The organism is Sulfuricurvum kujiense DSM 16994, from assembly GCF_000183725.1.
Taxonomy (GTDB): Bacteria; Campylobacterota; Campylobacteria; order Campylobacterales; family Sulfurimonadaceae; genus Sulfuricurvum; species Sulfuricurvum kujiense.
Genome location: NC_014762.1, coordinates 591992 through 605613 on the forward strand (window position 1 = coordinate 591992; position 13622 = coordinate 605613).

The following is a 13622-nucleotide window of genomic DNA, read 5'->3' on the forward strand; positions in this document are numbered from 1 at the left end:
ATTATGCCCGTTTGTCTCTTTGAAGAGACTTTATCGGGCAAAGAAGAGGTTAGGGGAGTAAAGTAGCTTTGATGATTTTTTGGGTTTGGAGCGGTTTGTCACCGCCGTATTGGCCGTTGGTTTGAACATTATTAAGTTTGTTCAGTGTATCCATTCCCGCTACGACACGCCCGAAGATGGTGTGATAGCCGTTAAGCCACGGGGTCGGTGCGGTTGTGATGAAAAACTGACTTCCGTTGGTTTTTGGACCGGAATTTGCCATAGCCAAGATTCCCGTTTTGTCGAAAACGACTCCCGATTTGAACTCATCTTTAAACGGTTTTTTCCAGATCGACTCGCCTCCGGCACCCGTTCCGGTAGGATCCCCGCCCTGAACCATAAAATTTTTAATGATACGGTGAAACGTTAATCCGTTATAGTAACCGTTTTTGACGTGAGTTGTAAAATTTTCAACCGCTAGAGGGGCAACATCTTCGTAAAGTTCCAAGGTGAGATCCCCTTGTGTCGTTTGGAGAAGAACTTTAGGATGGGAAGCGGCAAAAGATAATGTCGCCGCCAACAAAAGGGTAAGTAATAATCGCATTAAGACTCCTGTGTGCGTGGTGTAAAGGTAAGACAAACCGAATTGATACAATAGCGCAATCCGGTACTTTTAGGGCCGTCGGGGAAAACATGTCCGAGATGTGCGTCACACGCCGCACACAGCACTTCGACACGAATCATACCGTGGCTGATATCCCGTTTCTCTTCGAGTGTTTCAGGGGCAATAGGGCGGTCAAAACTCGGCCATCCGGTACCCGAATCGAATTTTGAGCTGGAATCAAAAAGGGGTGCTCCGCAGCATACGCAGTGATAGACTCCGTCCCCTTTAAAGGAGGCGTATTCTCCGCTAAATGCTCTTTCCGTCCCATGCTCTCTGGCGACGTGGTACGCTTCGCTGGTAAGAAGATTACGCCACTCTTCATCACTTTTTATAATTTTGGCCATTAGTCTCCCCTTTTCGGATTTGAAATAGAGATTATAGTCGCACTTTCTGATGCACGGCTTAGCGCATAGGTGTAATGTTCGCTTTCATCGGATGTAACAAGATAGATATGCGGCATATGAAGTCCATATGCATTTTCAGGCGTTGTGATGATCAGGTCGTCGAGATTTTGATATTGCAGACTGAATTCGGGTGTTAGTAATCGGGCATTGATACGGAAATACTCATCAATAGCCTCTTTATAATCGTTTATTCGTTCATCATCTTGGAGAATAACCATTATTTCTTCGGCATTAATACTCTGCATTCGTACTCGAAGCTCCAGCAATAATGTCAAGAGGGCATTATCAGCGGAAGCGGGAATTTTTGCAAAAGGGATATTTTTTTGATAGTTGTTGTGCAGTATAAGTGTCGAATCGCTAATCGGGATATATTCATTATGAAAAGAGAGGAGCAGCCAACGTTTTTCCCGATGTGCTATCAGCGCATCTAAAAAATCTTTCTCCATAGTATAAGCATCATCACACATAACTACAGAAGCGGACTGAAAACCGGCAAACTCGGTTATATTCTGGGTATATGCAGGAGTAGAAAAAGTTAATGACGCGAGTTCGACTTTGAGTGCACCGTATTCGATTAACGATACCAACTCGTTACGGAGGATTTCACCTCCGATTAGGGTAGGTGTAATGATTAAAATCTTTACATCTGGTTTGTTCAGGAGCAAAAGGAGGGCTTTTCGGATAAGAACCGTACTTTTTCCGCTATGGTATTCGCCAAACAAAGAAGTAACCGTATCCGAATAATCGGTTTCAAGGAATTTCTTTTGTTCGTCCGATAAAAAAGTACCGTTACTCTTTTCCTCTGTAGGAACCAACAGCATATGGGACTGCAGTGAACCCATTATTCTTTGTTTTTGGTAGGGTTCAGACAGCTTTGGTGCCAATGTACAGAGTTTGTGGTGAATCGATTCTTTGGTGGAATCGTTGAATATCAGCCGCTCTTTAGGGAGAAGTTCATGAAATGAAGAATCCAAAGTATCGAATTCATCTTCACTCAGGCGGCTGAGCCAAATAAAACGTTCGCACACGGTCGAATCGAATGAAAGGATGTCTTCAAGTTTATGTCGAATAGCCGCTTCGGTCCTTCCTAAGCGGGTAGAAGGCTCCGCGTCGTTTTTTTGGGATGGCAGTTTAACGGTAGCGCCTTGAAGCGTCTCTGCATCCCATTGTAGTTTTTCTCCGAATAAAAGACCTCGGTAGGGGATAAAGAACAGCAGATCGATTGAAATGTGCGTGTCTTGATAGAAGAGGTTAAAGTTTTCATAAAAATATCCGTTTTCTTCACGAGCGAAAAAGCGGAAAAACTCTTTTTGTTCTGAATCGTCATCGCACACGTTTTGAGAAGGAGACTGGGGGGTACTTTTGGAAAAAAAAGAATTGAAGAAAGAAAAAAACACCAATTGCCTCTAATTTAGAAGATTGAAAACATTATTAGGATTAAGCGACAATTATAACAAATATTAATGGAAAAAGAAAATGGAAGAAAAAGAGAATAAGCCGAGGATAAAATCCCCGACGTATTAAGGGGGATTATTTTCCGGCTTCTACGCTGTCTTTAAGACTTTTGCCCGGTTTGAATTTAGGAACCATTTTGTCTTTAGTGCTGTAAGTTTTGCTTGTTCCTGGAACTTTACCACTTTTCCCTTTTTGAAGAGTAGATGTAAAGCTTCCGAATCCTACCAAGGAAACCTCTTCTTTTGCAACGAGCGCTGCAGTTACCGCTTCAGTAAACGCTTTGATAGCTGTTTCAGCTTCAACTTTTGTTTTGTAACTACCGCTTTTTTGGACCAATTCGACGAATTGCGCTTTATTCATTTATTACCCTTAATTTAGATATGCGAATAACACTCAAATCCTCCCTTATACACGAGCAGACAAGGGAAAAAGTGTTTTAGCCGCGAATACTTTAATATCTCTTGCCTTAAATTTTTCTTCTTTTTTGCATTTTATTGAATAGTTTTGTTATTTTGTGGTTTTTAAGGCCGTTTTTTAGCCATTTTTTAGAATGATGAGCAAGCATAAGAGGGGAAACGAATTTTTTCGCATCAAAATTGACAGAGAAATTTTTACTCCAAATCGACCATTTTTGTGCTGAGGAGATCGATAAAAATACCTCTTCTAATCCGATACGTTCTTGTTCGCTCAAACTGCTCATGCTTTGCTCCCTAATTTATTTATTTTTCGTACCACACGTATGATCTCATCGTCTTCAAGCATCCCCAGCATTTCAATAACTGCTTTGGCTGCCTGAGGTTTAGCGTTTCCCAACCGCCAATCTTGATACGTTCGCATAGAAATTCCCAGCTCTGCAGCCATCTCTTTTTGGGATATCTTCTTCCCGTTACGCTCAGCCTCTACGGCATTATGAAGAAGATTAAAAAGATCACTCATTTCCATTGCTCCATTGTAATATCCTTTTCTTAAAATAAACATTAAAACGTATAAAATATACTTAATTAATAGCATAAATAGATATATATAGTGTAATTACTACACTATATTTGTTAAAGCATAAAATATACCAACATTTAAAAGAATTAAAATGTATTAGATATACGGAAAACCGTATTAAAATTTCGTTAAAAATCGTGGAATAAAGAAGCGCAAAAATAAAATTATGGAATTAGAGGGTTGGATCGGGTGTCGGATGGGTCAGAGTAAAAAAAGTGCTGATTGAAAAACGGAGGAGGGGGATTGCCCCCTAGGAGAGAAAATCGGTGTAATCGTATTTAGAGAGGTCGACGTAAAATTCTCCCTCTTTTTGAATGATGCGTACATCACTCCCGTAAGCGAGTTCAAAACGGCGTTTGACGATTTTGCGTTCGTTTGAGCCCATTCCGATAAACTTGAGGTAACGTTTGAGTTCGATGATTCCGTTAGAGAGGGATGAAGCGGCAGTCTGCTCCGGAGTTGACGAGATATCAACATCATGGATACGGTTCTCTTGTGAGAGAAGAAGTTTGGTATTAATCACTTCAAAGAAATTTTTGAGCTGTTCGTCTTTTGCCGCATAGATATCCTCGATCCGTTCACGTTCGGCAATCAGCATTTGCTCTTTGTCATATACAAGCCGGTCAATTTTGGCTTCCAGTTCTTTGATTTTGAGTTTCAGCTGCTGATTCTCTTTTTGATACAAGGCTATAATCATTCCGACCGTTGTTTTTTGCGGTGCGGGCGTGGAAGAGGCGGTTGTTTTTTTTTGGGTAAGTTCTTGCCGTTTATCCTCTTCAAGAGAACTTCTCGGGACAATGATATAAGTTATTCCGCCTTCAATAATATAGTTTAAACGTTTGGTCCGGAGTTTATTTTGGATCATCTCTTTGGACATTTTAAAGGTTTTCGCGTATTCATCAATCGTAAAACGCATACATCCTCCTTCAGGATAGTGTGGATGTTATATTACCCAAAAAACATCCGCATCGATTAATGTTTTTTGGATTGAACTACCCATGAAGGTTGCGGAGGAGGGATAATCCCGCCTTGTCTCATCCATATCAGATAGCCGCTGTGGATAATATTGTGTTTGTCTTGAAATGTATGCAGGGAACTGCGGCGAAACTCGCATTTTTCCAAAAGGGTGTGGTAGTCTTTATGAATGTTTAAAAACTCTTGCAATGAATCATACGCTTTGTCGGAGATGATAACGGTGCTGGCGACAAGATTTTTAATGGCAACATAACGTGCGCACTCGTTTAAACCGTCACCGATAAAATTTTCATGTCCCAAAATGTCTTCAAACTGATGAACGTTACCGGTGTGGACCGCAACACGGATCCCTTTAAAATAGGCGTATTCTTTGGCTATGAAATCTGAAAAATGGATGAATGAAAGCCCAAGTATCGGCCCGAATCCTTGCAGTGAGGGGTGAAGAATACAATAAAAACCGTCTCCGGTAGGGATGATTCCAAGCAACATTTTATCCATCGGTATGGCTGAAGCTTTCAGCATTTTAAATATCATTTTTTTGTAGGTTAAAGAGAGATACGAGATGATTTCAAGCTGTTCGTTCATCGGAAGAAGAGAAAAGTCGATGATATCAACAAGGACGATATCGGTGGAAATTACTTTTTTGCTCATATTTGGGGAAACCTGACAAACTGGAATGGTTTTTATTGTAGTCTAAAATTGCTGAGATAGCCAAACTCTTGAACGGATTGATTTCGCCAATAATCTCAAAGTGTGTTACTATATTGCCAAAAATATTCTAGATAACAGGTTGACTTTATGCAAAAACGAACCAAAATTTTAGCAACCGTTGGTCCCGCTTCTGATAACGTCGAGACTCTCGCGGCTTTAATCACCGCGGGCGTCAATGTTTTTCGTCTTAACTTTTCTCACGGAACCCATGAATACCATGCACAGGTTTTGTCCAATATACGTGCTGCGATGCGCAAAACGGGGCTGATTGTCGGGGTTATGCAAGACATCAGCGGGCCGAAAATCCGTGTCGGAAAATTGAGCGAAGATTTTTGTTTGGAGAGCGGTGACCGGCTGGATTTTTATTATGAGGCATGCATAGGGGAAAAGGTCGCACCGAGCCATTATCGGCTCTCTATTAGTGAAAGCAGTGTTCTTCGCATGTTGAAAGTAGGTGATTTCGTCTATCTGTACGACGGCCTTATCCGTGCCAGTATCGTGGAGATCAATGATGAGTATGTTCAAGCTATGATCGAGAATAAAGGGAAACTTACATCGAATAAAGGGATTAATTTTCCGAATACGCGGCTGGGTATCGATATCCTGACGGAAAAAGACAGACTCGATATCGGATGGGGTGTGGCGAACGGCGTCGATTTTATGGCGATCTCCTTTGTCCAAAATGCGCAAGATATGATTAATGCCCGCGAAGTGGTACATTCATACGGCGGAGAGGTACAGCTCATAGCCAAAATTGAGAAATTTGATGCGGTAGAGAATATTGACGAAATTTTGCGCTACTCGGACGGTCTGATGGTAGCACGCGGCGATTTGGGAATTGAAGTCCCTTATTACCGTGTTCCGACCATACAAAAAATGTTGATCGACAAAGCCAATGCCCATTCCAAACCGGTTATTACGGCAACGCAGATGCTTTTGTCCATGACGGAAAAAGAGTCTGCAACCCGAGCGGAGATCAGCGATGTCGCCAATGCGGTACTCGACGGTACCGATGCCGTGATGCTCTCGGAAGAGAGTGCCGTCGGGCATAATCCGGTGCTTGTCGTGGAAACCATGGTCAATACGATTCAGGCGATTGAGGAAATCTATCCGTATGAGAAATTTGATTTCGGATATGACGATGTGATGGACAGGGTCAATGAATCGGCGGTACGGTTGGGAGATTCATTGAATGCAGAGGGGATTATAGCAATGAGCGCCTCGGGAGCATCGCCTAAAAAGCTTTCCCGCTACCGTCCGAAAATGACGATCTATGCGGCGACGCACGAAGAGAAGGTCGCGCGTCTTTTGACGATCGTATGGGGAGTCGTACCGGCGTATCTGATCAAAAAAGGGCGTATTGAAGATATGCTTACCGATATCATTCAAAGCGGTTTAAAACGGGGTATTATCGATAAAAAGAACACCTATATTTTTACGGCCGGGTATCCGATCGGTACTCCCGGAACAACCAATATTATCCGGATTTTGCGTGAGAACGAGATTACCTTTTTCGGAGAGACAAAGTCTCAGCCGGGCAAAGCAAAAAAAACGGATGAGAATGCAGTTGCGACACTGTTTTAAATTAGTGGACTGAAAATTGCTTTTTACATTGCGAGGGGCAAATGTGTTTGTTTCGTCACTTAAAGTTTGCCCCCCAAAACCTCTCTCCTTTACGCTACAATTACCCTTATGAAAACCGATACGCTATTTACCAAACCTATTTCCAAACAGTTTGAATTTGATGCCGATGTCGCCGCCGTATTTGATGATATGCTGGTCCGTTCCGTCCCTTTTTACAAAGAGTCGCAGGCCCTTACCCGCCGATTTGCGATTAATGCTCTCGGCAAAGGGGGGGTAGTCTATGATCTGGGGTGCTCGACGGCATCGCTGCTGCTGGAAATCGAACGGAGCGTTGAAAGAAATGACGATATCCGGCTGATCGGCATCGATAATTCTCCGGCGATGATCGCACATGCCCGAAAAAAAATAGAGGCATACGGTTCGGGAATTGAACTGTATGAGGGGGATATCCTTCAGTTTCCGTATGAAAAAGCACAGGTTATGATCAGTAATTACACCTTGCAGTTTATCCGCCCGATGGTCCGGGACTCTTTGATCCGTACAATCAGTGACACTCTGAATGAGGGGGGCGTGTTTATTTTCAGCGAAAAAGTGGTGAGCGAAGATCCGAAATTGAATAAAGAGCTGATTGACTGCTATTACGATTTCAAAAAAGTGCAGGGGTACAGCGAATACGAAATTGTTCAAAAACGCGAAGCGCTTGAAAATGTCCTCATCCCCTATACGATGAATGAAAACATTCAAATGGCAAAGAATAACGGGTTCAAAACGTGCGAACTTCTTTTTCGATGGGCGAATTTCGCAACGTTTATCGCCATCAAATAAGGGTTATCGGACACTTCCGTTAGCAGGATTTTCATCAGGTATAAAGAGTATGCTTTTGACATCTGATGTAATTTCTGATTTAATTTCGGAGTAGTCGGCAAGGTTTTTATCGCATCGTTTATGATAATACCCCTGCACGTCATAATACTCTTCACAGTCGTTATAGTAGCGCAGACTAATGCCGCGTTCATTAAAACACCCCGCAAAAAAAATCGGCAGCAAAAATAATAAAGTATATTTTTTCATCCGGATATTGTATCTTATCTGGGTTTAAACCCGTCCTTACTTTTACATAATTCACTTATAAAACACTCCGTGTCGCATTTTGGGTTTTTGGCGGTACAGATGTAGCGCCCGAACAGGACAAGTCCCTGATGAAGCTGATGAAGATTGGTTTTAAACTTTTTCACCAGTGTCTCTTCGGTAGCAACGGCGCTGAGGTCATCACTCAGACCCAAACGGTGGCTAACCCGAAAGACATGGGTATCCACCGCCATCAGATTGGCCTGCGTGTACTCGATGAGAACGACATGAGCCGTTTTTTGTCCGACTCCCGCTAAGGTGACGAGCTCTTTTTCATCCATCGGAATTTCTCCGCCGTATACCTCTATAACCCGTTTTGCCATGGCAATAAGATTAATCGCTTTATTGTTAAAAAAAGAGCAGCTTTGAATCAGCGCTTTGACCTCTTCAATATCGGCATGTGCGAGAGCTTCGGGGGTAGGGTAGGCTTTGAATAATGCCGGTGTGATGAGATTGACCCGTTTGTCGGTGCATTGTGCGGACAGGGCTACGGCTATAACGAGCTCATACGCATTGCTATAGGTCAGCTCCGTGACGGCATCCGAGTACCGTTCCAAGAGGGCGACCTTGATCGCTTCAATCTCTTTCCGAGTCGCTTTTTTCATCTAAATAATCCGTTTTTTGTCCGTATTGTAGCATTTAAAAATGGTTCAGATATATTTTATGTTACAATAAGTGATTTATGGGCAAAAAAGTTATTTAGGGGGAAAAATTGGGAGTACTGGGGTTCATTCAAACTATTTTTGGAAATAACAAACACCATTTTACGGGTGAGAATGATAAAACAGTAAGCAAAGATTTTTTCTATAAGGTGTTGGATACCGATCCCGATCCGCTTTTGTTTTTTAGCAAAGAAAATGGCTGGATAGGGGCAAATAAACCTTTTTTTGATCTGGTTCCCCTCCAAAATATTGAACAGCTGCGGAATAATCACGAGAGTATCCGAGAGCTATTCGACCATGAGGATGAAGAAGTTTTTACCGAATATGACAAAAGCTGGTTGGACTATATCCGAACCCATTGCCCTAGCGGTTACGGACTCGGTATCGTTGACCTTTACGGAAAAATGCATACGATGGTAGCGACCTCGACGCTTATACAAGAAGGCGGTGAAGACTTGTATCTGCTGCGCCTTGAAGATCAAAGTAATCTTATTGACCTAAAAGCCGAAGTGGTTAAAACCGAACAATTAAAAAGCAAATTTCTGGCCAATATCGGGCATGAATTCCGTACGCCGATGAACGGTATTTTAGGTTTTGTCGACCTTCTCTCCAAAACCTCCCCCGATGACACGCAGGCCGAATATATTCATTCCATACAAGGATCAGCCCGAAATTTGATGTCCAATATCGAAAATCTTCTGGATTTGGCACAAATGCAAAACGGCCGTTTGAGTGTCAGCAAAAGCGAATTCAATATTGTTTCCGAAATGGAGGAATTGGCCAGGGGATGCATTTCGAGCGCCGCCGATAAAGGGGTCGGTGTTTTATTTTTTATCGACCCTAAACTTCCTACCTATATCATCGGTGATATTCGTAAAATCAAACAGGTAATCAATAATCTCTATAACAATGCGTTAAAATTTACGCATCAAGGGGGACGTATAACGGTTGAAGTGAAGCTTCTCAAGCGTAATACCTCCGGTACCTGCAACCTCGGTTTTACTGTCAAAGATACGGGTAAAGGGATCAGCAAGTTCGAGCTAAGCAATATTACGCGCCCCTTTGTATCCGGCGATCATGCCGATAACCGTCTGGGGGTGGGGCTCAGCCTTTCTCACGGATTGATTGCTTTGATGGGGGGAGAACTCAAAATCGCCAGTGAAGAGGGAAAGGGATCGTCTTTTAGTTTTTCACTCACTCTGGAAGGTTCTTCCGATCAAGCGATGCAGATGATCAACGGACACAATGCTAAAGTTGTATTGGTTGATGAAAAAAGGGTTGAAGAGGCCAATCATCTGACAAACTATCTTCGCAGCTTCGGAGTCAGTGTGACCAAAGCGCAAATGGTAGACGAGTCGATTTTTGCCGATGCCGAAGTGGTATATTTTCTCGGTTCGCAGGAAAAACATGATTGGGCGATGAGCCTTTCAGACCTAAAACGTACCTGCAAAACGGTGTTACTGCTCGAAGAGAATGAGCATCTTCAGGCAAAAATGCTCCATCTGATAGATACATTTCTCTTAAAACCGTTGCTCCCGACACCATTGTTTGGGCATTTAGCGACGATCTTCGATCTCCCTCCGTCGGTTCCGGCGGATATCCCCTCCATTCAGCACGGAATTACGGCTTTGGTGGTAGAAGACAATTTGATCAATCAGCGTCTTATCCAATTGCTTCTCAAAGAGTACGGAATCTCGGTAGTGACCGTTTCAAATGGGGATGAAGCGGTTGAAATATGCCGTGAGAAAACCTTTGATATCGTTTTTATGGATATTGATATGCCGATAAAAGACGGTATTTTGGCTACCGAGGAGATTAAAGCACAGGAGAGGCCATTTAAAATAGGACATATGCCGATTATTGCGTTGACGGCGTTGGCGATGGAAGGGGACAGGGAATACATTTTAGAGCGCGGGCTTGATGATTACCTTTCAAAACCGCTGACACGCGAAAAACTTGAATATGTACTGCAAAAATATTTGCACGTAAGAGTATAAGGGGCTGGGATGTTTTATACGCAAAATTTTGAAAAAGATTATGGACATTTAATCGGGACCATAACACAGAGTGCCCATCTGCACTTCGATCCTATAATCTATACCGATTTATTCGGAAATTTAGTCGGTTGCAATGAGGCATTGCTCGAACTTTTAAATGTCGGAGGGATAGAGGATATATCCGCACTGGAGCTTTGGTTTGACCCGCAAGGGGTAAATTTGTCGTATCTTCTCTCAAAATCGGGAGATTATCGCGGGAAAATCCGATCAGGGGATATCGAGTATGATGTCGCGGTCAAATCAGAGGTTCTTTTACTCGATAACCAACCGATAATCGGAGTCGTTTTTCGAGACACCTCGATTATCGAACGTGCACGTGCGGCAGAGCGTTATTTCGAACACTTTAAAAATAAATTTTTAACCAATATATCTCATGAATTTCGTACCCCGATGAACGCGATTATCGGATTTACCGATTTGCTGAAGGGTTCTCCTCTGAGTTCGTGGCAGCAAGAGTATGTTCAAATGACCAGCCGAAGTGCTCAGTCGATGATGCGGAATATCGAAAATCTGTTGGAGCTTATGCAGGTTGAAAGCGGCAGTATCCATACCACTTTGGCACTGTTTAATCCGCTTGAGGTGTATGAGAACTTTTCAATGCAGTTTTGCGATCTTGCCCTTTCAAAAGAGATCGGTTTGATGTTTCTAATCGATCCCCATTTGCCTAAAACGATGATCGGAGATCAGGATAAAATTCTCGCCATTATGCGTAATCTCATTCAAAACGGTATCAAGTTTACCGAGGAGGGGGGAAGTGTCCTTGTCGAGATTCTGATCGTCAAAGAAGAGGGGAATTTTGTCGAAGTCGAATATGCGGTAAGCGATACGGGTATCGGTATCGAATCTGAACGGATCAAAACGCTGTTACGCCCTTTCGCTTCGGCTTGGGATAACCAGCGAAAAGGGAAAGACGGTTTAGGTATCGGACTCAGCCTTAGCCATAAATATGTCGATATGATGGATTCGCATTTAATGCTGGCATCCGAGAGCGGAAAAGGGTCTCGTTTCTCTTTTCGGATAACCCATCAGATTAATGAAATCGGTTCATTCGATTTTGTTGAAGGGACTCGGGCCGCAATTTATACCCAAGATCAGCATCTCACCCCTCAAGGGGCATTGCTCCACAAATATTTGGAACTTTTTAATGTTCAGGTAAAAGGGGTTCACGATTTAGTAAATACGACACTGCACGAGAGCGATGTCCTTTTTCTGGATATACCGCATATCGCCAAAGCGCAAATCGATGCATTAAAATCGACCTATTCAAATCTTCAAATCGTCCCGATCATGAAACTCGATTACGGTGAAAAAGCCAATGCGGTTATGGATTCGGTCGCATCCATCGTGACGCTGCCGATTCTGCCGAGCTCGCTTCATAAAACCATGGCGGTTATCTGGAATATGATGCCTAAAGAGTATATTTCGCGTTCTCCTGAAGCTCAGAGTATTCCAAGAGCGGACAACATCAAAATTTTGGTCGCGGAAGATAATCTTATCAACCTCAAATTGCTCGAGACGATTTTGCATCAAGAACATTTCCGCGTAGTTGCGGTAGAAAACGGTCAAAAAGCGGTGGACGCCTATTTGAAAGAACATTTCGATTTGGTGTTGATGGATATCGATATGCCGGTTATGGACGGGTTAACGGCCAACAGACTGATCAAAGAGATTGATAAGCGTGACGGCAGAGGATTTGTCCCTGTAATCGCATTAACGGCGCACGCATTGATCGGAGACCGCGAACGGATCGTGGCTGCGGGGTTGGATGCCCATTTGGCAAAACCGATCGATAAACATTTTCTAATACAAACGATGGACCGATATTTAAAAATCGCACAGCAAAAACGGCAAAATAATACCGTTTAATTTTGATTGTTTTTTGCATACTATACTGACAAATGTATTATAATGCCGAAATCAAATTCCCCTTTCAGTAGAGGGGAAACACAAGGATAACAATGAAGCGATATTATACCGCTTGGATTTTGGGTTTATTGTTGAGTGCAAGCTCCGCATCTGCGGCTGTTTTGGCGACGGTTAACGGAGATGAGATTACTTCGGACGAAGTCAATAAAGTATTGATGGAGGGGACACAGGGGCGTTTTGATTCTCTTCCGGCCGATAAACAAAACGAGTTGCGTCAGCGGATTATCGAAGGGATGATCGCTCAAGAACTGGTTTATGATGATGCTCAAAAAATCGGTGTTTTGGATTCTAAAGAGTACAAACAAGAACTTGAAGCATTGGTGAACCGTCTAAAAGTTCAGTTGGCGGCAAAAGTATGGGAGCAACAACAATTTGAAGCGATCAAAGTCGATGCCAAAGAGGTAAAAGCTTATTTCGATGCGAATCCGGAAGAGTTCGTCGATAAAGAGAAAATTCACGCACGCCACATTTTGGTTAAAACGGAAGGCGAAGCACAATCAATTATCAAAAGTATGAAGGGACTTAGCGGCGATAAGCTCAGAAACGAGTTTATCGCGCAAGCGAAATCAAAATCGACCGGTCCTAGTGCGGCAAAAGGGGGAGACCTCGGATATTTCCCGCGCGGGCAGATGGTACCTTCGTTTAACGATGCCGCATTCGCCATGAAAGAGGGGGCGATCTCTTCGACTCCGGTACAAAGCCAATTCGGATATCATGTCATCTATATCGAAGATAAAAAACCGGCTAAAAAGCTTGGATTCGATGAGGTTAAAAATTTCATCGAGCAACGTTTAAAAATGGATAAATTCAAAGCAACCATGGAGAAAAAAATGTCAGATCTCCGTGCTAAAGCAAAAATCATCTATACTAAATAACCAATTCCTTTTCCCTATCTATCCCGCATTTCGCGGGATTATCTCCACCTGCTTTTCCTACTCTAATCGTTAAATAAAGTCAGTAATCTGTTTTGTTTTCACCGTCAATCAGTGTTTAAAACCATGCCGTGAATATAATTATCTATATAATAGTTATTATAATAACTATTTAAGGCTGCCTGCTCTACAATCTCGAAAATCTTTCA

Annotated in this window: 14 protein-coding genes and 1 pseudogene; 5 read left to right on the top strand and 10 right to left on the bottom strand. The window is 42.7% G+C overall.

Annotation, left to right across the window (positions count from 1 at the left end):
• Positions 1 to 49: 49 nt before the first annotated feature.
• From SULKU_RS03085 to SULKU_RS03120, 8 genes are all read right to left on the bottom strand, one after another.
• Entirely contained in the window at positions 50 to 583 is a 534-nt protein-coding gene (locus tag SULKU_RS03085; RefSeq protein ID WP_013459474.1) for a peptidylprolyl isomerase, read from the bottom strand.
• Positions 583 to 987: a peptide-methionine (R)-S-oxide reductase MsrB gene (msrB, locus tag SULKU_RS03090; protein ID WP_013459475.1), complete on the bottom strand. Its 405-nt coding sequence runs from the start codon at positions 985 to 987 to the stop codon at positions 583 to 585. The genes SULKU_RS03085 and msrB overlap by 1 nt, the downstream gene beginning before the upstream one ends.
• Positions 987 to 2444 (bottom strand): hypothetical protein, encoded by a 1458-nt coding sequence (locus SULKU_RS03095; RefSeq protein ID WP_013459476.1) that lies wholly within the window; start codon positions 2442 to 2444, stop codon positions 987 to 989. The genes msrB and SULKU_RS03095 overlap by 1 nt, the downstream gene beginning before the upstream one ends.
• A 133-nt stretch (positions 2445 to 2577) precedes the next feature.
• Positions 2578 to 2862: an HU family DNA-binding protein gene (locus SULKU_RS03100; RefSeq protein WP_013459477.1), complete on the bottom strand. Its 285-nt coding sequence runs from the start codon at positions 2860 to 2862 to the stop codon at positions 2578 to 2580.
• 106 nt (positions 2863 to 2968) lie between these two features.
• Positions 2969 to 3202 (bottom strand): hypothetical protein, encoded by a 234-nt coding sequence (locus SULKU_RS03105; RefSeq protein ID WP_013459478.1) that lies wholly within the window; start codon positions 3200 to 3202, stop codon positions 2969 to 2971.
• Positions 3199 to 3444 (bottom strand): helix-turn-helix domain-containing protein, encoded by a 246-nt coding sequence (locus SULKU_RS03110; RefSeq protein WP_041666727.1) that lies wholly within the window; start codon positions 3442 to 3444, stop codon positions 3199 to 3201. Before SULKU_RS03110 ends, SULKU_RS03105 begins: the two co-directional genes overlap by 4 nt.
• 304 nt (positions 3445 to 3748) lie before the next feature.
• Entirely contained in the window at positions 3749 to 4414 is a 666-nt protein-coding gene (locus SULKU_RS03115; protein WP_013459480.1) for a hypothetical protein, read from the bottom strand.
• A gap of 56 nt (positions 4415 to 4470) precedes the next feature.
• The gene (locus SULKU_RS03120; RefSeq protein WP_013459481.1) at positions 4471 to 5124 is read right to left on the bottom strand and encodes a hypothetical protein; all 654 of its coding nucleotides are present in this window, start codon (positions 5122 to 5124) and stop codon (positions 4471 to 4473) included.
• Between the two features lie 147 nt (positions 5125 to 5271).
• On the opposite strand from SULKU_RS03120, the gene pyk reads away from it, so the two are divergent.
• Both pyk and cmoA read left to right on the top strand, forming a co-directional pair.
• Complete coding sequence (gene pyk, locus SULKU_RS03125; RefSeq protein WP_013459482.1) at positions 5272 to 6768, top strand: pyruvate kinase; 1497 nt, start codon at positions 5272 to 5274, stop codon at positions 6766 to 6768.
• A gap of 108 nt (positions 6769 to 6876) precedes the next feature.
• Entirely contained in the window at positions 6877 to 7593 is a 717-nt protein-coding gene (gene cmoA, locus SULKU_RS03130) for a carboxy-S-adenosyl-L-methionine synthase CmoA (protein WP_013459483.1), read from the top strand.
• A 93-nt stretch (positions 7594 to 7686) separates the two neighbouring features.
• Here the strand turns inward: cmoA and SULKU_RS15110 are convergent.
• Together SULKU_RS15110 and nth are read right to left on the bottom strand one after the other, a co-directional pair.
• Positions 7687 to 7839, bottom strand: a pseudogene (locus SULKU_RS15110) (hypothetical protein); the annotation flags it as partial.
• Positions 7840 to 7853: 14 nt separating this feature from the next.
• Positions 7854 to 8501 carry an endonuclease III gene (gene nth, locus SULKU_RS03140; protein WP_013459485.1) on the bottom strand — a complete coding sequence of 216 codons (648 nt, stop codon included), beginning with the start codon at positions 8499 to 8501 and terminating at the stop codon, positions 7854 to 7856.
• 107 nt (positions 8502 to 8608) lie between these two features.
• Here nth and SULKU_RS03145 point away from each other — a divergent pair, with 107 nt between their 5' ends.
• The 3 genes from SULKU_RS03145 to SULKU_RS03155 all read left to right on the top strand — a co-directional run bounded on the left by SULKU_RS03145 (position 8609) and on the right by SULKU_RS03155 (position 13416).
• Complete coding sequence (locus SULKU_RS03145) at positions 8609 to 10555, top strand: response regulator (protein WP_013459486.1); 1947 nt, start codon at positions 8609 to 8611, stop codon at positions 10553 to 10555.
• A gap of 9 nt (positions 10556 to 10564) precedes the next feature.
• Complete coding sequence (locus tag SULKU_RS03150; protein ID WP_013459487.1) at positions 10565 to 12481, top strand: response regulator; 1917 nt, start codon at positions 10565 to 10567, stop codon at positions 12479 to 12481.
• Positions 12482 to 12573: 92 nt separating this feature from the next.
• Positions 12574 to 13416, top strand: a complete 843-nt coding sequence (locus SULKU_RS03155) for a peptidylprolyl isomerase (protein WP_013459488.1) — start codon at positions 12574 to 12576, stop codon at positions 13414 to 13416.
• Positions 13417 to 13622 lie beyond the last annotated feature (206 nt).